The organism is Prevotella disiens (genome assembly GCF_900454955.1).
GTDB classification, from domain to species: domain Bacteria; phylum Bacteroidota; class Bacteroidia; order Bacteroidales; family Bacteroidaceae; genus Prevotella; species Prevotella disiens.
Window position 1 is genome coordinate 415,469 of sequence record NZ_UGTL01000001.1, and the last position, 22,013, is coordinate 437,481.

Below are 22,013 nucleotides of genomic sequence, written 5' to 3' on the forward strand. Positions count from 1 at the left end.
GAGAAGGGGGAAATTTCCAAGGAATAAGGTGAAGTAAAAAAAATGGTCAAAAGAATTAAACACACTGCCTATTGGTTAGCTTTTGTTGCCAATATCATCGCCATTTTAGCGATGTTTTTAGTGGGCAATGTGGACAGACTGCACCCTTCCGAACACCCATGGTTATCGTGTTTAGGCTTAATTTTTCCAGTTTTATTGGTTATTAATCTTCTGTTTTTACTCTTTTGGGTATGCGTGCGTCTTCGAACAATATGGTTGCCAGTCTTAGGACTTCTCATTTGTTATGTGCCAATCAGGAAATACACTCCTTTTAATATCACAAAGGAACACCCTGCAAGGGCTATTAAAGTGCTTTCTTACAATGTTTACATGTTTTCTCCATGGGATTTGGAAGACCTTTCTAATAATCCTATCATAAAATATATTCAACAAAGCAACGCTGATATTGTCTGTTTGCAAGAAACGGATGTTAGCGAAGCAGGTGGAAGAAATGTTTATGAGGCATTAGTTTCAAAATATCCCTACTATCATATACTACACGCCCATTCGCCTGGAAACCAACACATGATGGTTTTAAGTAAGTTCCCAATTAAAAAAAAGGAGCAAATTAAGTATCAATCGGTAGGCAATATTACCATGGCTTATATTTTAGATTACAACGGAACAGACGTGCTTTTGGTGAATAATCATTTGGAAAGCAATCATTTAAGCAGTGAAGACAAAGCAGAATACAAGCGTATGGTGGAATCACCTTTTAAGGGAAATAAAACAAAAGATAGAAGTGAACGCCTCTTAGATAAACTTGGAACAGCTGCAAAAATACGCGCTCAACAAGTCGAAATCGTTGCAAAATATGTGAAAACCTATTTGGATAAGAAAATTCCCGTTATTCTCTGTGGTGATTTCAATGATAGTCCGATAAGCTATGCACGGCGAACCATCTCTGAAGGGCTGACCGATTGCTATGTAGCTTCTGGAAATGGACCTGGCATTTCTTACCATCAAAGTGGAATGTACGTGAGGATTGACAACATTTTCTGTTCCGATGATTTTGTCCCTTATGGTGCAAAAGTAGATGACAAAATAACAAATTCAGACCACTATCCAATATATGTGTGGTTAAAATATCGCCCAAAACCTTAAAAATAGACGAATAAAAGCACTTAAATTTTCCAAAATGTGAAAAAATAACTATCTTTGCACGACTATCCGTTTTTGAAAAAGGAAATAATTAAAATAAAATAAATAAAATGCAAAACAAAGGATTAGTAATTTGTGTAGCCGTCTTGTTGACACTCGCAAGTATTTTCTACCTGTCGTTCTCAGTAGCAACAAGCTATTATGATAGTCAGGCAGCAAAGATTAAAGACCCCATTGCACAACAGGATTATAAAGATTCTGTAAAGTATTTAGGCATTTACTCTTATCAAAAGTGCCTTGAGACCCAAATTGGTTTAGGTCTTGACCTTAAGGGAGGTATGAACGTTATCCTCGAAATCTCAGTACCTGATGTTGTTGATGTACTCGCTGATCACAAAACTGATGCAGCTTACCTCAAATCAATGAAGGAGGCAAAAGAGCAAGAAACTACAAGTCAAAGCGACTTTATCACGCTTTTCATTGATGCTTTCCATAAGAATGCACCTGGAAGAAAGCTCGCTGAAGTGTTCGCAACACAACAGTTGAAGGGTAAAGTAACGACACAAAGTTCTGATAAGGACGTTGAAAAAGCTCTTCGTGAGGAGGTTACAGCATCAATTGACAACTCTTACAACGTAGTGCGTAATCGTATTGACCAATTTGGTGTTGTACAACCAAATATTCAAAAGCTCGAAGGACAAGAAGGACGCCTTATGGTGGAAATGCCAGGTATCCGTGAGCCAGAGCGTATGCGCAAATTGTTGCAAGGTTCTGCTAATCTTGAATTCTGGGAAACATATAACAACCAAGAAATTGCACCTTATCTCACTCAGTTAGACCAACGATTGGCTAACGGCGAGACAAGTGTTTCTGCAAACGATACAGCTAAAACTTCAACAAAGCAAATAGCTAAGGCTAATAAACCTGCTGGAAAACTTTCTTTGAAAGGTGGAAAAATTGGTGCAAAGAATGAAAATAATGCTCAAATGGCAGCAGCAAAGAAAGCTAATCCATTGCTTTCTATGTTGCAATTGATTCCTGGTGACGCTTTGAGTGTTGTCGGTTATGCAAGCGTTCGTGATACAGCTGCTATCAATAAGCTTATCTATAGCCATTTGGCACAACAAGTTTTGCCTTCAGATTTACGCCTCCGTTGGAGTGCAAAACCTGCTGATGGCTTGCAACAAAAGAATGTATTTGAACTTCATGCGTTGAAGGTTACAACTTCAGACGGTCGTGCGCCATTGGAAGGCGACGTGATTACAGATGCTAAAGACCAGTTCGATCAGTACGGACGCCCAGAAGTTAGCATGTCAATGAATTCAGATGGTGCTCGTCAATGGGCTGCCATTACAAAGGCAAACCTTGGTAAGGCGGTTGCTATTGTACTTGACGGACTTGTTTATACATCACCTCGCATCAATTCAGAAATTACAGGTGGACAATCTTCTATCTCTGGTTCGTTCACAATTGAAGATACAAAAGACTTGGCTAATACTTTGAAATCTGGTCGTATGCCTGCTCCTGCACGCATCGTACAAGAAGAAGTTGTTGGTCCTACACTTGGTGCTCAATCAATTCAACAAGGTTTAATGTCATTTGCGATTGCCTTCGTTCTTTTGATGATTTACATGGTTTTGATGTACGATGTTGTTCCTGGTATGTTGGCCAATGTAGCTTTGTTAGCCAACTTATTCTTCACGCTTGGTATTTTGGCTTCGTTCCAATCGGCACTTACCATGCCTGGTATTGCCGGTATCGTATTGACGTTGGGTACAGCGGTCGATGCTAACGTGTTGATTTACGAACGTATTAAAGAAGAAATGCGAGCTGGAAAGGGCATAAAAGATGCACTTCAAGCTGGTTATAGCAACGCTTTCTCTGCTATTTTTGACTCTAACTTCACTTCGCTCATCACTGGTATCATTCTTCTTGTTACAGGTACAGGTCCTATTCGTGGTTTCGCAACAACATGGATTATCGGTATCATATGTTCATTCTTTACAGCTGTATTCTTGACACGTTTGGTTTACGAGAATCGTTTAAAGAAAGATAAGTGGTTGAATCAAAAGTTCCATACATCTTTTAGTAAGAATTTGATGCAAAATACACGCTACAAATTCATGAGCATGTATAAAACAACATTCTCAATTTCAATTGTAGCAGCTATAATCTTCCTCGTAAGTATTCTCTTTGTGAGAGGTTTGAGCAAGAGTATTGACTTTACAGGTGGTCGTAACTACGTTATTACATTGAATAAGAAGGTACATGTTGAGGACGTTCGTAAAGTATTGGGCAACGCTTTCGTCAATACAATTGGTGAAAATAAGGGTAAAGCAGCTACAACGAACGTTATTGCATTGGGTACTGAAGGTAACACTATCCGTGTTTCAACCAACTATAATATTGAGTCAAACGACCCAGCTGAGGACGACCACGCAGAAACAGTGCTTTACACTGCATTGAAAAAAGGTGGTTTTGTAAGTCAAGCAAATGTAGAAAGCTTTAAGAATCCTGATATTCGCGAAGGTGGCTCTATCATTAGTTCGGCTAAGGTTGGTCCTTCTGTTGCTAAAGATATCACTCATGGTGCTATGATTAGTGTGGCATTGGCATTGATATTCATCTTCCTTTATATCTTGCTCCGCTTCCGTAACATCGGTTTCTCTTTTGGTTCTATCGTAGCTTTGGCATTCGACACCTTGGTGGTTGTTGGTTTCTACTCTGTTTGCTACGGTTGGATAGGCTTCTCGCTCGAAATTGACCAAACATTCATTGGTGCTATTTTGACTGTGATTGGTTACTCTATCAACGACAAGGTGGTTGTGTTCGACCGTATTCGTGAGAACATGAAGTTACATCCAAAGATGGATTACCAAACATTGTTCAACGATTCTATCAACCAAACTTTGGCACGTACAATCAATACTTCTTTCTCAACTTTGATAGTGTTGGTTTCTATTTTTGTCCTTGGTGGTGATAGTATCCGCAGCTTTGCCTTCGCAATGATTCTCGGTGTATTCTTCGGTACTTTGTCTTCTATCTTTATTGCTTCTCCAGTAGCTTACTTAGTATTGGGAAGAAAGATTGAAAACAGACTTGCAGCCGAAACAGAAAAGGCATAACCTTACATTGAAATAAATAATAAATGGCAGCTACTTAAAAATAGTAGTTGCCATTTTTTTTATCCGTTTGTTTTGTAAATTCAGAAATAAGGCTTATCTTTGCAGATGTATTAATAAACAAGGAATAAAAAAGTTATGGAATTCTGGCATATAGTATGCTAGGATTCTATCTTTTTATATCTGCTTGAAAAACGTAATAAAAAATATATTGATTATGTCTTACATGTCACAAGAGGGCTACGATAACCTCGTGGCCGAACTGCAACATTTAGAATCTGTAGAACGTCCAAAGGCGTCAGCAGCTATTGCAGAAGCTGCAGATAAGGGCGACTTGAGCGAAAACTCTGAGTACGATGCAGCGAAAGAAGCACAAGCGCATCTCGAAGCTCGTATTAACGAAATGAAGATGACCATTGCGCAAGCCAAAATTGTGGATATGTCGCGATTGAGCAACGAAGCTGTTCAAATTATGTCAACGGTGGAAATGACAAATTTGGGTAATAATTCGAAGATGAAATATACCATCGTAAGCGAGTCGGAGGCTAATTTGAAATTAGGAAAGATTTCGATTAAAACCCCTATTGCGCAAGGATTGTTGAACAAAAAAGTGGGCGACGAAGTAGAAATTGAGATTCCACGCGGAAAAATTAAACTCAGAGTTGACAAAATTTCGATTGACCTTTAATTAAAAGAATTAAAAACAAAACAGCTATGACTATATTTTCAAAGATTGCAGCAGGTGAAATCCCAAGCTATAAGTGTGCCGAAAACGACAAGTTCTATGCTTTTTTGGATATTAATCCTGTAGGAAAGGCGCACACATTGGTAATTCCACGAAAGGAGGTAGACTATATTTTTGATATGGACGATAATGATTTAGCTGAATTTCAACTCTTTGCAAAGAAGGTTGCGCAAGCTATTCGGTCAGAATTCCCATGCAAAAAAGTAGCCCAAATCGTGTTAGGGCTTGAAGTTCCACATGCGCACATTCATCTTATTCCTATCAATAGCGAGGCTGATGTGAATTTTAGAAATCACATAACCATAGCCGACGAAGAGCAAAAGGCTATTGCAGCACGCATTTACGCTGCATTCCAAAAGCTATAATCCACTTGCTCTAACCCTATAAAAGCAGCGAAAGAATGAGGAAACCTCACTCTTTTGCTGCTTTTTTATATGCTTTTGAGTCTTCAACCCATTATACGAAATCTTCGCCTTTCTTCAATTGAGCCTCATTCACATATTTTCTTATCAACGAAGCCGAATTTTCTTTCTTGCATATCAACAAAACATTATCATGTTCGGCAACAATAAAGCCCTCTAAACCATTGATAACAGCAAACTTATCATTAGGTATTCTTACAAGATTATCTGATGCTTCATCGATTAAAACATCACCACTCATGATAACATTATCACCTTCGCTACGATTTTTAGCCTCATACATGCCATACCAAGTACCAAGGTCGCACCAGCCAAAATCGCATTTTAGAACATGAACACTCTCCGATTTCTCTAAAACACTATCATCAATCGACATGTTGGGGAATGAAGGAAAAGCCTTTTGTTTAAATTCGTTTTCATCTTTGCAGTTAAAATCATCGGGCGAAGCCTCAAAATCCACCTGCTCAGCAGCCAAACTTTTCATTAAATTCTGCTTGAAAGTACGAACATTACCGAGATACATGCCCGTGTTCCACAACCATTCGTCGCTTTCAACGAACATCTTTGCAAACTCCATATCGGGTTTTTCCGTAACAGCTTTCACTTTGAAAATATCAGCTATACCACTCGGTTCACCTTTCTGAATGTATCCATACGCCACCTCAGCTCGTGTAGGTTGAACACCCAAAGCTAACAATGTATTATGCTTTCCTACAAAATCAAGTCCTTCTAATATATTTTTTTGAAACTCTTCAACTTTCAAAATACTCTGGTCAGAAGGCGTAATAATGATATTGGCATCTGCATTGCGCCTGCGAATGCGGCATGTAGCCCAAGCCACGCTCGGTGCTGTGTTGCGATAGACTGGCTCCGAGATGATATTATCCTCCGCCACATCAGGCAACTGCTCACGAACTATATCAATGTAAGCCTGACTTGTTACAATCAGTATATTCTCTTTCTGAATAAATGCCGCAAACCTATCAAACGTTTGTTGCAATTGGGTTCTACCTTCGCTAAAAAAATCAATAAATTGCTTAGGGTAATTCTCCCTGCTAACAGGCCATAAACGTTTTCCTTTACCACCTGCCAAGATGACACAATAGTTATTTTGATTGGCTGTTATTTCCATAGACCTTAAGATTTTTCGTATATTATCTATCCAAAGGTATTTAAATAATTCAAATTCTCCAAATGTTTTAAGAAACAAATTCTTATTTTTTGTTTTCTTGAACCTCTCCGCAGAGTCAACCAGCAAGTGCAAAATTATAAAACGTATTTGAAGAATTCACACTTTGGAGTAGAAAAGTTTAATTTCTCTCTCGGTCTTTCGTTCAATTTCTTTTGTAACTTGCAACCTCCTTTTACTACCCTTTGAGGAAATTAATGAAACATATAAGCGCTGTTTGGCAGCATAAAGAGAAAACAGGGAAAGATTTTTAACTAAAAAGGGAGGAAGATAAAAAAGAGGGAATATCAATTTTGAACACCCTCTACAAAGTTACTTCAACCGAAAAAAGGCAGAATTTTACAACTCTGCCAATTCTTTTGTTAATATACTTTCTAATTGTTCTGCCGACAAGCGCACTTGGAATTTTCCTTTTATGGCTACCGAAATTTTTCCAGTTTCCTCTGAAACAACGATAGCCACAGCGTCGGAGGCTTGCGAAATGCCCATTGCGGCACGGTGGCGGAGTCCAAATTCTTTTGGAATATCTTGGTTGTGGCTCACGGGGAGAATGCACCCCGCTGCTTTGATTCGCTTCTTTGAAATCACCATAGCCCCATCGTGTAGTGGAGAATTCTTGAAAAATATGTTTTCAATGAGACGTTGATTGATTCGTGCATCGATACAATCACCTGTTTCAACAATATCTTGCAAAATGATACCACGCTCAATCACAATGAGCGCACCCACCTTTCCTTTTCCCAAATTCATGCACGACATAACAATAGGGAGTATGGTTTCACGGTCTACACTTTTCTTTTCTTTGTTGTGACGAATGAATTTGAGGAAACGAATCATCTTTTGATGTGCACCAAGATTATAAAGGAAGTGGCGTATTTCTTCTTGAAAAAGCACGATAAGTCCGATAACTCCAACAGAAGCCAACTTATCCATGATGCTTCCCAATAGGCGCATTTCAAGCACTTGGGTTACAATAAGCCAGACAACAACGAACACCATTATGCCAACGAAGACATTAAGCGAACGCGATTCTTTCATGACACGATAAAGATAGTAGAGCATGAGCGCTACCATGACTATATCGATAATATCTTTTATGCCAAATTCAAAAAACATTCTTATTCAAAAATACGATTTCTTGCCACAAACATGTTCAAATTGCGGTGGTTTAACGAAATCGTTTGGTTTCTTTTTACTCGCAAAACAGCTTAAAAGCCTTCTTCTTTCGGAGTGTTTGCCACTAAACAATCGTAAATTTTAATAGCCTCAACAGCTTCTTTCACATCGTGAACACGCAAAATGCTCGCACCTTTCATCAGTGAAATTACATTCAAAGCGGTAGTTCCATTCAAACTTTCTTTGGCAGTAATGCCCAAAAGTTGGTGTATCATGCGTTTACGGCTAATACCCACAAGGATAGGAAGTTCCAAAGTGTGCAGACGTTCCAAGACTCCCATGAGTGCATAGTTACCATTGACAGGCTCTTTACCAAAGCCAAAACCTGGGTCAAGGATAATATCTTTTTGGCCAAGATTGCGGAGTTCTTGCACTTCACGCGCAAAATCGATGAGCATATCGTGCAAGTTGGCAGCCTTTGACATTAATATATAAGGTACACCAAGGTCGGCAACGGTGCGAAACATATCTGGGTCTGCGCCCTCTTCCACATCATTTATTATATCAGCACCAAACTCTTCCACTGTCTTTCGAGCCACCGAGGCACGGAAAGTATCAATAGAAATAATAGCATTGGGCTGGGCTTTGCGGATAATAGGCAGTGCCATAGCGAGGCGGCGCATCTCTTCTTCCTCATCAACAACCTCTCCTCCTGGGCGTCCTGGGCGTGTTGAGCATGCCCCCACGTCAATAATGGTAGCACCTTCCTCCATGATTTGGTTAGCGCGATTGTAGATTTCTGCCTCGGTTTGCATACGACTATTGGCATAAAACGAATCGGGCGTAACGTTTAAGATACCCATTACAGAGGGGTGCGACAAATCAATTAACTCGCCTCTGACATTCATTGTATAATTTATGGGGCGCATCTGCCCTGAAAATCTTTCGTGTTCCATATCCGCAAAGATAATAAAAGTAGCCCAATCTGCAAAAATATTATTTGCTTATTTTGTGTGCCACGCCATTTATCACTGCAATAACCATGGTTTGGTTTCCAATATAAAATGCTGTGCTGTCGGTTTTTACGCTCTTTTCGCCCAACAATTCACCTGAAACACTATATACTTTAACTTTGCTTTGTGGCAAAAGATTGTGAATTGAAAGTGTATGATGTGCTATTTTCAAAGTTGCAGGAGAGGTTGTTGCGACTGGCTTCACCCCACTTGTACCGCCATATTCTATGCCATTGCCGTCGTTATCGCCTGCGGAGTAATCTAAAACTTGCCAATTTTTGGCATTAGAAGCCTTCACTTGCGTATCGGAAATTACGTTTTTCTCGTTCGCATTCTTGGTATCTATCGCAAAGAAGTGGCATTTTTCGGCTCTATCGGTTCTATTAGGCAATGATTTTACCAATGCTTCCATGGCTGCACCATTGATATTATTTCCGTTACAATAAATGGTTTCAAGTTTCGTATTTGCGGTTACGTCTAATGCTGAAAGTTTGTTTTCCGACATATCAAGCCCTATTAAAAGCGGATTTTGGGCAACATTGATTGCTGAAAGTTGATTGTGGTAAGCTAAAAGTATTTTCAATGCACTATTAGCAGTAACATCGAGTGTTGTCAATTCGTTCTCACAGCAATCTAATTCCTCAAGTTTTAGATTGTTTTTCACGTCCAAAGCCTTTATTTTATTCTGATTGCAATAAAGTATTTTGAGGTCTTTCAAGTTGCCCACTTCAAGATTTTCCAAACTATTACTATTGCAAATAAGGGTTGTAAGATTAGGGGCTTGCGACAAATTGAGCGATGTTAATTGTGCCTCCGTGCAATCAACTCCCGTTATGATGCCTTTGATAACGATATGAGCGTCCTTGACTTCAGCCATGCCTCCATACTTTAGTTCGGCTCCAGTAACCTCCAATGGTCCGTCAGCGTTGATAGAAAGCATAATGTATTCGCCAATACCAGCTGCCGTAGTCATCTCAACGATAGATGTTTGTACTTGATTTTCGCCTGCTAAAGCTACCGAAACAGCCTTTGTTTTACCCTTTTCGACATTCCCTTTTGGGCAGTTAGAGGTAGCTTGAATATTCAGACAAGTAAGCAAAAATGCTGAAATAATGAGTAAATTCTTTTTCATAAGTTTTATATTGAATTGATTATTATGGGCAAATGTAACAAAAACTAACAATATAACCTTAAAAATGACAGTAATCTTTCTAAAAAGATAGTATTTTATCCCTATAAATGAAAAGAAAAAATGGTTTCAAATGAAAGGAAATATCGGATAGAATAAAAAAGCAAGCAACGATTGGCTCATTGCTTGCTTTGAATTTTTGTCGAGATGAGGCGATTCGAACGCCCGACCCCTACGTCCCGAACGTAGTGCGCTACCAACTGCGCTACATCTCGAATAGCTTTCGATAGTGCAAAGGTACAAAAATATTAGAAATTGGAGGTGTTGTACTTGCGAATTTTAAATACATTTCCCAATAATTTAGCATACGAATAGAAGAATCGAAGCCTCTGTTTACTACTTTTCCAATCTATAATTGCCTCCTCGTTCGGTTACAATCTTTAATCCGACACGTTCTTTTAGGACAACTTTTGTGCGGCGAATGAGAGTGTAAAGGGTTTCGCTTGCATCGGGTTTCTTATGCCAAAGTGTGTCGCAAATGGTTTGTTTGGAAAGTTGATGGTGGTCGGCTGCAAGAAAAAGTTGCATGAGTTGCAGCTGCATCGGGGTGAACGGAATAGGTTTTTGCTCTAAATCGTAGAACATTTGTGTGTCGCTTGAATAAATGAAACTATTTAAAACGATTGTTCCCAATTTGCTTTTGCGTATCCAATAAATAGAACTTGCAAGCCAAACAAAGGCGAGTAGGAGCGTAAAAGTAGAATAACGCTGGTCGGAAAGTTGCCAAATAGTAAGCGCAGAACAGGTGGCGTAAGATTGGAAAACTATATTTTCTTTGTCCCTATTTTTCCATTCCATGCGGCGGCTACACAGTGTTTGCGGTGTTTTTGCTGCTGCATAAGTTAAGAAAGACTCATTGCGCAATGTTTCAATTTTTAGGTTTTTTCGATAATTTATAATGGTGTCAGGCGTTATCCATGCTTCCGTTTTTGTTTGTAGTGTTTGTTCCAACGCCTGATTCATGTCTGCAACAATCGTATCTTTTGCACCATTGTAACTTTTTATGCTCATCGTTGCCGATGATAGCACCAAAAATAAGAAAACAATAACCGATAGATAAGGTTTCATATTGGCATTATTTTAAAAATGTAACATTAGGTTCAACCTTGCAAAGGTATAGTTTTTTAGTAGAATTTTCGTTCCCTTGGTGTTTAATTTCATTAAAAAAGCAATCACAAAAATCCTTTGACATTCAAAAGAGCCTATTTTGAGCCTCAAAACAGCCTATTTTGCACCTCAAAAGAGCCTGTTTTGAAAATGAAACAACAACTGCTTAAAATCTATATTTGCTCATTTATCGTTAAATCAAGATATAATTCATCAAAAAAAGTTGATTATTTTTACCTTACTTTTTGGTGAAATTTTTCACAAAATAAGAAATTAAGGATAGAATTATTTTATTTTTCGTGCCAAAAAGAAAGGTGTTATAATGATTTTGTAGGCAAAATGAGATATTTTATATAAAAAACGCATAAACTTATTATAAAAATTTATCGTGAAATATTTTGCCAATTCAATAATTATTTAGACCTTTACCATCAAAATCTAACCATAAATAAAAACAAAGAAATAATTCTATGGAAGAACAAATCGAAGTGAAAGAGCTTGAACACGTAGTAGTGTTGTTCTCTGGAGACTCGGGTGATGGTATGCAGCTTGCTGGTAACATTTTCTCAAATGTATCAGCAACAGTTGGTAATGGCATCTCAACATTCCCAGACTATCCAGCCGACATTCGCGCCCCGCAAGGCTCGCTCACTGGCGTTAGTGGATTTAGAGTACACATCGGTGCAGGTAAGGTTTACACACCAGGCGACAAGTGCGATGTGTTAGTAGCAATGAACGCAGCTGCTTTGAAAACTCAGTACAAAAATTGTAAACCGCAAGGAACTATCATCATTGATACAGATTCTTTTAGCGCACGCGACTTGAAGAAAGCTGAGTTCCAAACCGATGACTATTTGAAAGAAATGGGCATCGATTCAGACCGTGTAGTAGCTTGTCCTATTACTAAAATGGTAAAAGACTGCCTTGCTGATACAGGAATGGACAACAAAGCCATGTTGAAGAGCCGCAATATGTTTGCACTCGGATTGGTTTGCTGGTTGTTCAACCGCGACTTAGAGTTGGTAAACAACTTCTTGAACGATAAATTTAAGAAGAAGCCAGCCGTAGCTGAAGCAAATATTAAAGTTGTAGCAGCTGGTTACAACTATGGACACAATGTTCACGCATCAGTTCCAAACACCTATCGCATTGAAACAAAAGAGAAAGTAGCTGGTCGTTACATGGATATTACAGGTAACAAAGCTACCGCATACGGATTAATGGCAGCCGCTGAAAAGGCAGGTTTGACCCTCTTCTTAGGTTCATATCCTATCACTCCTGCAACAGACATTCTCCACGAATTGGCAAAACACAAGTCAATGGGTGTAGTAACTGTACAATGTGAAGACGAAATCTCAGGTGCTGCATCAGCTATCGGAGCATCTTTCGCAGGCGCATTAGCAGCAACATCAACCTCAGGACCTGGTATTTGCTTAAAGAGTGAAGCACTCAACCTCGCTGTTATCGACGAATTGCCACTCGTGGTAATCGATGTTCAACGTGGAGGTCCATCAACTGGACTCCCAACAAAGTCTGAACAAACTGACCTTTTGCAAGTACTCTATGGTCGTAATGGTGAAAGTCCAATGCCTGTAATCGCAGCAACAAGTCCAACCGACTGCTTTGACGCAGCTTTCCAGGCTTGTAAAATTGCATTGGAACACATGACACCAGTTGTTCTCCTTACTGACGCATTCATTGCAAACGGTTCTTCAGCTTGGAAGATTCCTTCAATGGACGAACTTCCAACCATTAAACCACACTTTGCTCCAGAATCACAAAAATTTAAATATACTCCTTATAAACGTGAAGACTACACCAACGTGCGCTATTGGGCTGTTCCAGGTATGGAAGGCTTTGAACACATACTTGGTGGACTTGAAAAAGACGGCAAGACAGGTGCTATCTCAACCGATGCAGAGAACCATAACCTTATGGATCACTTGCGTTTCGACAAGGTTGCACGCATTCCTGTGCCAGATTTGGAAGTACAAGGCGATGCAGATGACGCTGATTTGCTCATCGTAGGTTTCGGTAGTACATACGGACACCTCTACTCTGCAATGCAAGAACTTCGTGCAAAAGGACATAAAATCGCACTTGCACAATTCAAGTACGTTAATCCATTGCCAAAGAACACCGCAGAAGTATTGGCTAAATACAAGAAGGTAGTAGTAGCAGAGCAAAACTTAGGACAACTTGCAGCATTGCTCCGTATCCGAATCAACAACTTTGCGCCATATCAGTACAACCAAGTAAAGGGACAACCATTCGTTGTTCAAGAACTTGTACAAGGTTTCGAGCGCTTGTTGACACTCCCTGCACCTAAAGACGAGAGTGGTATGTTCTATTCACGAATCTTACAATAAATAAGGAGGAACACAAGATGACTCAGTATACAGACAAAGATTATAAGAAAGGTCAGCCAAGATGGTGCCCTGGTTGTGGAGACCACTTCTTCTTGGCGAGTTTACATAAAGCAATGGCAGAGTTAGGTGTACCACCACACGAAACTGCCGTCATTTCAGGTATCGGTTGTTCAAGCCGTTTGCCATACTATGTTAGCACATACGCTATGCAAACCATTCACGGACGTGCCGCTGCTATCGCAACAGGTGTAAAGGTTACAAATCCAAATCTCACTGTTTGGCAAATCTCTGGCGACGGTGACGGATTAGCAATCGGTGGTAACCACTTTATTCATGCGTTGAGAAGAAACATTGATTTAAACATAATTCTTCTGAATAACCGCATCTATGGACTCACAAAAGGACAATATTCACCAACAAGTCCACGCGGATTTGTTTCTAAATCAAGTCCTTATGGTACAGTAGAAGACCCATTCCGCCCAGCAGAGCTTTGCTTTGGCGCTCGTGGTAAGTTCTTTGCTCGTGCCGTAGCCACTGATGCACCAGCTACTATCGAAATTTTGAAAGCAGCAAAGCAGCATAAAGGTGCAGCTGTTTGCGAAATTCTCCAAAATTGCGTAATCTTTAACGATGGTTGCCACGACTCTGTTTACAACAAAGAAGGTCGTAAGAACAATGCAATCTACGTTGAACACGGCAAACCATTAGTATTTGGTCCAGAAAACGAATTTGGATTGATACAAGAAGGATTCGGTTTGAAGGTTGTAAAGATTGGCGAAAATGGTGTGAAACTTGAAGATATTCTCGTACACGATGCTCATTGCGAAGACGATACTTTGCAATTGAAGTTAGCAATGATGGATATGCAAGAAGGTTTCCCAGTAGCTTTGGGCGTGATTCGTGATGTTGAAGCTCCTACTTACAACGAAGCTGTTTGGCAACAAATAGAAGACGTGAAAGCTAAGAAGCCATATCACAACTTCAACGAATTGCTTGAAACTAACGATATTTGGGAAGTTAAGTAAAAGAAACTTGAAAGCGATAAGCAAAATATCCTGAGAGGGTTTCCCTGACATCAGGGAAAACCCTCTCTTGTTTTATAGCTTATCAAGTTAAAGCAATACTTTCCTTTTCTCCGAGAGCGTTTTCATGATTGCATAACATAATTTATGAATCCAAAAGCGCATTATCTAAAATGAATTTTGTAATTTTGTAGCGTAAAGAAACGTAAGTTCTGACACGATAAAAAACTACGAGTTTTCAAGCAAAAGCAATTATCCAATACGATTGACACGATGTTATGAAACTCCATTTTAGAGTTCGGAAACGACATTTAAAATAAAAAATATAGTATTAACAAATTACATTTACTATGAAAGTTCATGAATACCAGGCAAAAGAGTTTTTTGCAAGTTATGGGATTCCAGTACAACGCGGTATCGTTTGCCGCACTCCTGAAGAAGCTGTAAAAGCTTACGAAGAACTGGGCGTAGAACTTGCCGTTATTAAGGCACAGGTACACACAGGTGGTCGTGGTAAGGCCGGTGGTGTTAAATTAGGTAAGACAGCAGAAGAAGTACGCACTCATGCTACCAATATCCTCGGTATGGATATTAAAGGTTTCATTGTAGACCGTGTTCTCGTTTGTGCTGCACTTGATATTGCGTCAGAATACTATGTAAGTATCCTTCCAGACCGCAAGTCTAAGACCGCTATCTTTATGGTAAGCCGTGAAGGTGGTATGGATATTGAAGCAGTTGCAAAGGAAACTCCTGAGAAAATTGCTAAAATTTCCGTTGATCCAACCGTTGGTTTAACCGATGCTAAAGCACGCGAAATAGCTTTCGAGCTTTTCGATGATATGCAATATGTTAAGCAGGCAGTACCTTTGTTCAAGAAATTGTATCAACTCTTCCTTGAAAAGGACGCTTCTTTGACAGAAATCAACCCACTCGTTATCACTGAACAAGGCGAAGTTGTTGCAGTAGACGCTAAGATGACATTCGACAACAATGCGCTTTTCCGTCACCCAGACGTATTCGAGCTCTTCGAACCAACAGAAGATGAGAAGAAAGAACAATTTGCTAAGGAAAAGGGATTCAGCTATGTAAACCTCGGTGGCGAAATCGGTTGTATGGTAAACGGTGCTGGTTTGGCTATGGCTACCATGGATATGATTAAGCTTTATGGTGGCAACCCTGCTAACTTCCTTGACATTGGTGGTAGCTCTAACCCAACAAAGATTGTTGAAGCAATGAAGCTTTTGCTTTCTGACGAGCATGTAAAAGTTGTGCTTATCAACATCTTCGGGGGTATTACACGTTGCGATGATGTTGCAAAAGGTCTTATCGAAGCATTCAAACTTATCGACACAAATATGCCAATCGTTATCCGTCTTACTGGTACTAACGAAGCTGAAGGTCGTGAATTGCTCAAAGGCACAAAGTTCCACGTTGCTACAACTATGAGCGAGGCTGGACACATGGCAGTTGACCTCTGCAAGTAATTTTATTCGTTTAAAAACTTTGGAAAAAAATGAGTATTTTAATTAACAAAGATACACGACTTATCGTTCAAGGTATTACAGGTCGTGACGGTAGCTTCCACGCTACAAAAATGAAAGAATATGGTACTAACGTTGTAGGTGGTACATCTCCAGGCAAGGCAGGTCAAGAAGTGGCTGGTATTCCAGTATTCAACACCGTTAAAGATGCCGTAGCTAAGACCAACGCCAACACTTCTGTTATCTTCGTTCCTGCTGCGTTTGCAAAGGACGCTATGCTTGAAGCAGCTGATGCTGGTATCAAATTGATTATTTGCATCACAGAAGGTGTGCCTACACTCGATGTAGTTGAGGCTTACAACTATATTAAAATCAAGGGTGCAAACCTCATTGGCCCTAACTGCCCAGGCTTGATTTCTCCTGACGAGAGCATGGTTGGTATTATGCCAACTAACATCTTTAAGAAGGGACATACTGGTGTTATCAGCCGTTCAGGTACATTGACTTACCAAGTAGTTGCTTCGCTTACAGCAGCTGGTATGGGTCAATCTTCAGCAATCGGTGTTGGTGGCGACCCAATCGTAGGTCTTTACTTCCAAGAATTGCTCGAAATGTTCCAAAACGACCCTGAAACCGATTCTATTGCCCTCATTGGTGAAATCGGTGGCGACGCTGAAGAACGTGCAGCTGAATACATTAAGCAATACGTTACAAAGCCTGTTGTAGCTTTCATCTCTGGTCGTGAAGCACCAAAAGGCAAGCAAATGGGACACGCTGGTGCTATTATCTCAAGTGGTTCAGGTACTGCTGCTGAGAAGGTTGCTGCTTTCGAAGCTGCTGGTATCCCTGTTGCTCGTGAAACTCACGAAATTCCTGAACTTTTGAAACAAAAGTTAGGTAAATAAGCATTTAACTTTAGGGCTAAACAATAGTCATCATAAAAGAGGGAGTGTCAAAATCGACATTCCCTCTTTTTATCTTCCTCCCTGTTTGATAAAAAACTTTCCTATTTTCCCTTTATGCTGCCAAACAGCGTAAGCATCCAAGTACTACACCATTAATCGTTTAAGTACTACGCTGTTACTGATAAAAAAGAACCGCAGCCCATCTCTATTGCGATGAACTGCGGTTCTCTATTTCGTTTTTGGTCGTGTCTAATAAAGCAAAACTAAGCCTGCTATGGCGGAATAGATAATCATGCGGATTGGATTTATCTTTAACCACATGGTTCCGATAAAGGTTGCAAGGAAAAGGGCAATGCTAATGCAAAATTGCCACATGTTCACGCTTGGTAAAGAGAAATTCTCTGCATTGCAAAGCAGTAGGGTAGCAGCAGCCAAAAGTCCTACTACCACAGGGCGCAAACCCATAAAAATGGATTGCACGGTGGGCGTATTCATGTATTTTAGGAACATTTTACTGATGAGTAGCATCAATATCAATGACGGCAATACTAAGGCAAATGTTGCGGTAGCACTTCCCACGATAGCCATGAGCCCCGTGTAACCAGCATTATGTACCACCGTGTAGCCGCAATAGGTCGCAGAATTAATTCCTATCGGCCCTGGGGTCATCTGTGAAATCGCAACAATATTGGTAAATTCTGCCGTTGAAAGCCAATGATGATTGACTACTGTCTCGGTTTGAATCAAAGAAAGCATACCATAACCGCCACCGAAACCGAACAAGCCGATAACAAAAAACGTATAAAAGAGTTGAAGAAATATCATAAGCTATTCTGTTGGTGCAATATATTTTCCGTAAACGTAGCCGCCTAAGCCTGCCGCAATGAGAACGTAGATAGGATTTACGCCCATATAAGCTATCAATATAGCCGTTGCAATGGGTATCCAGCAGTTCGAAAAATTGATTTTTGCATTCTTGGCGAGGTTAAATGTTGGTACTGCTATCAATGCTACAACCGCAGGACGAATGCCCCTAAACATGGCTTCCACCCATTTTATATCCATGAATTGGTGGAAAAAAAGGGCTATCATCAGAATGATGAGGAACGAAGGTAGCACCGCTCCCAAAGAACAACACAATGCCCCTGGTGTTTTGCGCAACTTGTAGCCTATGAAAATGCTAATATTCACAGCAAAAACCCCTGGACAACTTTGCGCAACAGCAATGAGGTCGAGGAATTGTTCCTTCGAAATCCACTTTTGTTTGTCTACAACTTCACTCTCAATAATGGGTATCATGGCGTAACCTCCACCCAAAGTGAAAGCGCCAATCTTAAAAAATATTTTGAAAGCGTTCCAATAAACATCAAGTCCGAACTCCTTCTTTGATGCAGAAGAAGTCGGACTTGCGTTGTTTAATCTATCTTTTTTATTATCTATCATCTATTATTTTATTCGTTCCTCTACCCATTTGCGAGCATTTACAAATGCTTCAATCCATGGTGTAACCTCTTCAGAACGTCTATCTTGTGGATACCATGCTTGTTGCCATGGGAAAATAGCACGCTCCAAGTGAGGCATCATTGCCAAATGTCGTCCGTCTGCCGAGCAGATACCTGCCACATTGTAGTTAGAACCATTCGGATTGCCAGGATATTGGGCATAATTGTATTTTGCTATTACGTTGTAATGGTCTTCAGGCTCAGGCAACATAAACTTTCCTTCGCCATGTGCCACCCAAATTCCGAGTTTATTGCCGCTGAGTGAACCTAACATTACGCTCTTGTTCTCAGGGATACTCAAACTCAAGAAAGCACTTTCAAACTTATGACTGTCGTTATGAACCAAGCGAGTGCGGTTTTTATGCTCTGGATTGATGAGGTTTAATTCCACCATTAATTGGCAACCATTGCAAATACCGAGCGAAAGTGTGTCCTCACGAGCATAGAAATTATCGAGTGCTTGCTTTGCTTTTTCGTTGTAAAGGAAAGCTCCTGCCCAGCCTTTAGCCGAACCCAACACATCAGAATTAGAGAAACCGCCACAGAAGACAATCATATTTACTTCTTCAAGGTTCTCACGTCCCGTAATCAAGTCGGTCATGGTTACATCTTTCACCTCAAATCCAGCAAGATAGAGACTGTAAGCCATTTCACGCTCACCGTTTGTTCCTTTTTCTCTTATAATAGCTGCCTTTGGACTCTTATGCGTGATAGGCGTATTGTCCTTCCAACGGTTTGGATTTAAACCATATTGTGCCAATTTTCCAGTGAAGTCGGTATTGAATTTCATTTCGATTGGTTGACTCTTATAGTGGTTATAACGCTTCTCAGCCATACCATTGGCAGCTTGTTTGCGTTCAAACAAATAAGAAGTTTCATACCAAGCATCACGCATTTTATCAATGTCGAACTCGTGTTTCCACGCTCCGTCAGTAATTGTAAGCGTGCGATTCTTTGTGTTAGGATAGCCAATGCGCGCAAAACCAATGCAGTTTTCTTCCAAGAAAGCCTTCACTTCTTCGTTGTGCTCATCGGCAACTTGAATGATAACACCTGGGTTTTCAGCAAACAATTTACGCATTGTGTCATCGCCATTGATGTCGTGCAAATTGATATTCAAGCCTCCTTCGGTGTTGGCAAAAGCCATTTCTAACAAGGTTGTTATCATACCACCAGCTGAAATATCATGACCTGCAAGTATCCAACCATTGCGAATCATCTCTTGAATGGCATCGAAACAGTCGCAAAAATAGCGTGGTTCTTTTATGGTAGGTACGTCAGAACCAACCTTGCCTAAACTCTGTGCAAAGGCAGAACCGCCTAAACGTTGTTCATCAAAGCTAAAGTCGATATGATAAAGACGTGTATTTTTGTCGTTTACCAATACTGGTGAAACCACTTGGCGCACATTACTTACCTCTGCTCCACTTGAAACGATGACAGTTCCTGGTGAAACAATTTTCTCTCCGTTAGGGTATTGTTGTGTCAATGACAACGAATCTTTACCCGTTGGAACGTTCACACCAATGGCACAACAGAAGTCTGACAAGGATTTTACAGCACTATAAAGTCGTGCATCTTCTCCCTTTTGCGCACGGCAGGGCCACATCCAGTTAGCAGAAAGACTGATACTATCCATTCCGTCAGCCAATGGAGCCCACACAATATTGGTCAATGATTCGGCAACCGAAAGCACTGAACCAGCTTCTGGTGATGCTAATCCAGCTTGTGGAGCATGCCCCAAAGCCGTAGCAATACCTTTATAGCCACGATAATCCAATGCTACTACACCACAATCGCTTAGTGGTAACTGTAATTTTCCTTGGCATTGTTGGCGTGCTACACGACCTGTTACCGAGCGGTCTACCTTGTTCGTTAACCAATCTTTACAAGCAACTGCCTCTAATTTGAGTACGCGTGTAACGTAATCGTCTATATTTTGAAGGTCGTATGACACGTTTTCATACTTGCGTTCCACAGTTTCGTCATTCATGATAGTCTTTGGAGAATGACCAAACATCTGTGCAACATCTAAATCGAACGGTCTTACGCCGTCTTTTTGTTCAAATGAAAAATGCGCATCGCCCGTTGTTTCGCCTACAACGTACATTGGCGCACGCTCACGTTCAGCAATATTGCGCACATGGTCTAAATGCTTTTCGTTAATAAGCAAGCCCATGCGTTCTTGCGACTCGTTGGCAATAATTTCCTTTGCGCTCAATGTTTTATCGCCAATAGGCAATTCTGCCATATCGATTTTACCGCCACATTCTTCTACTAACTCACTCAAACAATTCAAGTGACCTGCTGAACCATGGTCGTGGATAGACACAACAGGGTTTTCATCTTCTTCTACTAAAGCGCGCACAAGATTGTAAGCACGCTTTTGCATTTCAGGGTTAGCACGTTGAATGGCATTTAATTCGATGCCATTTGAATAACGTCCCGTGTCTACTGATGATACAGAACCACCTCCAAGTCCAATGCGATAGTTGTCGCCCCCTACTACCACTACTTTATTTCCTGGTTGTGGTTCTTTCTTTAAGCAGTCGCGTTTTGCACCATATCCTACGCCACCAGCTAACATTATAACCTTATCGTAAGCATATTTTTCACCATTTTCTTGATGTTCAAATGTCAAAACAGAACCCGCAATGAGTGGTTGCCCGAACTTATTTCCGAAATCACTTGCACCATTTGATGCCTTTGTGAGGATTTGTTCAGGTGTTTGGTAGAGCCATTGGCGCACTGGGAGGATTTCTTCCCAATCACGCAACAAAGGTTGTTTACCATTATTATCGCGCAAACGTGGGTAAGCAGTCATGTAAACAGCGGTTCCTGCAATCGGCCATGAGCCTACGCCGCCACCCATACGGTCGCGAATTTCGCCTCCTGTTCCCGTTGCAGCTCCATTAAAAGGTTCTACAGTAGTAGGGAAATTGTGGGTTTCAGCCTTTAAAGATATGACACTTTCGATGTTTTTAACACGGAAAAAGTCTGATGTACTTTGATTTTTTGGAGCAAATTGTTCTATCTCAGGACCTTCAGCGAACGCTACATTGTCTTTATAAGCAGACAGAATCTTACCAGGATTTTCCTTTGTTGTCTTTTTAATAAGGTTGAAAAGACTACTTTCCATAACCTTTCCGTCAATCACAAACTCACCACCAAAGATTTTGTGGCGGCAGTGTTCCGAGTTGATTTGTGCAAAACCGAATACCTCCGAGTCGGTTAATGAGCGGTTGTTTTGCTTTGCTACCTTCTTTAAATATTCTATTTCTTCGAGCGACAGTGCTAATCCTTCCTCTTCGTTGAATTTATCCAAGTCGTTTACAACCTTTATGGCTGCTGGTTGCAAATCCACTTTGAATATATTTTGGTCTAATCCGTCGTAATTTCTGAATATCATTCTGTCTGGATTAGCGTCCATTGACTGCATAGGGAAGTATTCTTCTATACGCAAAATGCCGCTAAGACCCATATTCTGTGTTATCTCAACGGCATTTGTACTCCATGGAGTAATCATTTCGCGGCGTGGACCTAAGTAGTAGCCTGACAATTCTTTGTCGTCTAATACTTTTGCGTTTCCATATAGCCAGCTTAACTTCTTGACTTCGTCTTTGTTAGGACAATGGTCAATCTCGGTTGCAATGACTGTGTCTGCGGTTGCTAAGAAAAATAGAATCATTTT

Annotated in this window: 16 protein-coding genes and 1 tRNA gene; 8 read left to right on the forward strand and 9 right to left on the reverse strand. The window is 40.4% G+C overall.

The window, feature by feature from the left end; translation table 11 throughout:
- Positions 1-42: 42 nt before the first annotated feature.
- From DYI03_RS01730 to DYI03_RS01745, 4 genes are all read left to right on the forward strand, one after another.
- The gene (locus tag DYI03_RS01730; protein WP_021669712.1) at positions 43-1,143 is read left to right on the forward strand and encodes an endonuclease/exonuclease/phosphatase family protein; all 1,101 of its coding nucleotides are present in this window, start codon (positions 43-45) and stop codon (positions 1,141-1,143) included.
- A gap of 107 nt (positions 1,144-1,250) precedes the next feature.
- Entirely contained in the window at positions 1,251-4,265 is a 3,015-nt protein-coding gene (gene secDF / locus DYI03_RS01735) for a protein translocase subunit SecDF (protein ID WP_021669711.1), read from the forward strand.
- A 214-nt stretch (positions 4,266-4,479) separates the two neighbouring features.
- The gene (gene greA, locus DYI03_RS01740; RefSeq protein ID WP_036870384.1) at positions 4,480-4,950 is read left to right on the forward strand and encodes a transcription elongation factor GreA; all 471 of its coding nucleotides are present in this window, start codon (positions 4,480-4,482) and stop codon (positions 4,948-4,950) included.
- Between the two features lie 26 nt (positions 4,951-4,976).
- A complete protein-coding gene (locus tag DYI03_RS01745) occupies positions 4,977-5,372 on the forward strand; it encodes an HIT family protein (RefSeq protein WP_004356536.1) in 396 nt (131 codons plus the stop codon).
- Between the two features lie 91 nt (positions 5,373-5,463).
- Here the strand turns inward: DYI03_RS01745 and DYI03_RS01750 are convergent, their stop codons facing one another.
- The 6 genes from DYI03_RS01750 to DYI03_RS01775 form a co-directional block, all read right to left on the reverse strand.
- Positions 5,464-6,561, reverse strand: a complete 1,098-nt coding sequence (locus tag DYI03_RS01750; protein WP_025064579.1) for a mannose-1-phosphate guanylyltransferase — start codon at positions 6,559-6,561, stop codon at positions 5,464-5,466.
- Between the two features lie 396 nt (positions 6,562-6,957).
- Positions 6,958-7,734, reverse strand: a complete 777-nt coding sequence (gene cdaA, locus DYI03_RS01755; protein WP_004356530.1) for a diadenylate cyclase CdaA — start codon at positions 7,732-7,734, stop codon at positions 6,958-6,960.
- 92 nt (positions 7,735-7,826) lie between these two features.
- Positions 7,827-8,690 (reverse strand): dihydropteroate synthase, encoded by an 864-nt coding sequence (gene folP / locus DYI03_RS01760; protein WP_004356660.1) that lies wholly within the window; start codon positions 8,688-8,690, stop codon positions 7,827-7,829.
- 40 nt (positions 8,691-8,730) lie between these two features.
- On the reverse strand, positions 8,731-9,879 hold the full coding sequence (locus tag DYI03_RS01765) for a leucine-rich repeat domain-containing protein (protein WP_021669708.1): 1,149 nt from the start codon (positions 9,877-9,879) through the stop codon (positions 8,731-8,733).
- Positions 9,880-10,078: 199 nt separating this feature from the next.
- A tRNA-Pro gene (locus DYI03_RS01770) sits at positions 10,079-10,151 on the reverse strand.
- Positions 10,152-10,272: 121 nt separating this feature from the next.
- Entirely contained in the window at positions 10,273-11,004 is a 732-nt protein-coding gene (locus DYI03_RS01775) for a helix-turn-helix domain-containing protein (protein WP_021669707.1), read from the reverse strand.
- Between the two features lie 509 nt (positions 11,005-11,513).
- On the opposite strand from DYI03_RS01775, the gene DYI03_RS01780 reads away from it, so the two are divergent.
- From DYI03_RS01780 to sucD, 4 genes are all read left to right on the forward strand, one after another.
- The gene (locus tag DYI03_RS01780) at positions 11,514-13,412 is read left to right on the forward strand and encodes a 2-oxoacid:acceptor oxidoreductase subunit alpha (RefSeq protein WP_021669704.1); all 1,899 of its coding nucleotides are present in this window, start codon (positions 11,514-11,516) and stop codon (positions 13,410-13,412) included.
- Between the two features lie 17 nt (positions 13,413-13,429).
- Positions 13,430-14,437 (forward strand): 2-oxoacid:ferredoxin oxidoreductase subunit beta, encoded by a 1,008-nt coding sequence (locus tag DYI03_RS01785; RefSeq protein ID WP_021669703.1) that lies wholly within the window; start codon positions 13,430-13,432, stop codon positions 14,435-14,437.
- Between the two features lie 347 nt (positions 14,438-14,784).
- Positions 14,785-15,918 carry an ADP-forming succinate--CoA ligase subunit beta gene (sucC, locus tag DYI03_RS01790; protein WP_004356569.1) on the forward strand — a complete coding sequence of 378 codons (1,134 nt, stop codon included), beginning with the start codon at positions 14,785-14,787 and terminating at the stop codon, positions 15,916-15,918.
- Between the two features lie 29 nt (positions 15,919-15,947).
- On the forward strand, positions 15,948-16,820 hold the full coding sequence (gene sucD / locus DYI03_RS01795) for a succinate--CoA ligase subunit alpha (protein WP_004356600.1): 873 nt from the start codon (positions 15,948-15,950) through the stop codon (positions 16,818-16,820).
- A gap of 249 nt (positions 16,821-17,069) precedes the next feature.
- On the opposite strand, the gene DYI03_RS01800 is transcribed toward sucD, so the two are convergent.
- Genes DYI03_RS01800 through purL form a run of 3 tightly spaced genes read right to left on the reverse strand, consistent with a single transcriptional unit; the run spans position 17,070 to position 22,010 of the window.
- Entirely contained in the window at positions 17,070-17,645 is a 576-nt protein-coding gene (locus DYI03_RS01800) for a chromate transporter (protein WP_021669702.1), read from the reverse strand.
- A gap of 3 nt (positions 17,646-17,648) precedes the next feature.
- Positions 17,649-18,263: a chromate transporter gene (locus DYI03_RS01805; protein WP_021669701.1), complete on the reverse strand. Its 615-nt coding sequence runs from the start codon at positions 18,261-18,263 to the stop codon at positions 17,649-17,651.
- Positions 18,264-18,266: 3 nt separating this feature from the next.
- Positions 18,267-22,010, reverse strand: a complete 3,744-nt coding sequence (purL, locus tag DYI03_RS01810; protein ID WP_036870387.1) for a phosphoribosylformylglycinamidine synthase — start codon at positions 22,008-22,010, stop codon at positions 18,267-18,269.
- Positions 22,011-22,013 lie beyond the last annotated feature (3 nt).

Bases quoted from the DNA above. Each gene is read 5' to 3' on its own strand.
- DYI03_RS01730 (WP_021669712.1), top strand. From the start codon at position 43: ATGGTCAAAAGAATTAAACACACTGCCTATTGGTTAGCTTTTGTTGCC.
- secDF (WP_021669711.1), top strand. From the start codon at position 1,251: ATGCAAAACAAAGGATTAGTAATTTGTGTAGCCGTCTTGTTGACACTC.
- greA (WP_036870384.1), top strand. From the start codon at position 4,480: ATGTCTTACATGTCACAAGAGGGCTACGATAACCTCGTGGCCGAACTG.
- DYI03_RS01745 (WP_004356536.1), top strand. From the start codon at position 4,977: ATGACTATATTTTCAAAGATTGCAGCAGGTGAAATCCCAAGCTATAAG.
- DYI03_RS01750 (WP_025064579.1), bottom strand. From the start codon at position 6,561: ATGGAAATAACAGCCAATCAAAATAACTATTGTGTCATCTTGGCAGGT.
- cdaA (WP_004356530.1), bottom strand. From the start codon at position 7,734: ATGTTTTTTGAATTTGGCATAAAAGATATTATCGATATAGTCATGGTA.
- folP (WP_004356660.1), bottom strand. From the start codon at position 8,690: ATGGAACACGAAAGATTTTCAGGGCAGATGCGCCCCATAAATTATACA.
- DYI03_RS01765 (WP_021669708.1), bottom strand. From the start codon at position 9,879: ATGAAAAAGAATTTACTCATTATTTCAGCATTTTTGCTTACTTGTCTG.
- DYI03_RS01775 (WP_021669707.1), bottom strand. From the start codon at position 11,004: ATGAAACCTTATCTATCGGTTATTGTTTTCTTATTTTTGGTGCTATCA.
- DYI03_RS01780 (WP_021669704.1), top strand. From the start codon at position 11,514: ATGGAAGAACAAATCGAAGTGAAAGAGCTTGAACACGTAGTAGTGTTG.
- DYI03_RS01785 (WP_021669703.1), top strand. From the start codon at position 13,430: ATGACTCAGTATACAGACAAAGATTATAAGAAAGGTCAGCCAAGATGG.
- sucC (WP_004356569.1), top strand. From the start codon at position 14,785: ATGAAAGTTCATGAATACCAGGCAAAAGAGTTTTTTGCAAGTTATGGG.
- sucD (WP_004356600.1), top strand. From the start codon at position 15,948: ATGAGTATTTTAATTAACAAAGATACACGACTTATCGTTCAAGGTATT.
- DYI03_RS01800 (WP_021669702.1), bottom strand. From the start codon at position 17,645: ATGATATTTCTTCAACTCTTTTATACGTTTTTTGTTATCGGCTTGTTC.
- DYI03_RS01805 (WP_021669701.1), bottom strand. From the start codon at position 18,263: ATGATAGATAATAAAAAAGATAGATTAAACAACGCAAGTCCGACTTCT.
- purL (WP_036870387.1), bottom strand. From the start codon at position 22,010: ATGATTCTATTTTTCTTAGCAACCGCAGACACAGTCATTGCAACCGAG.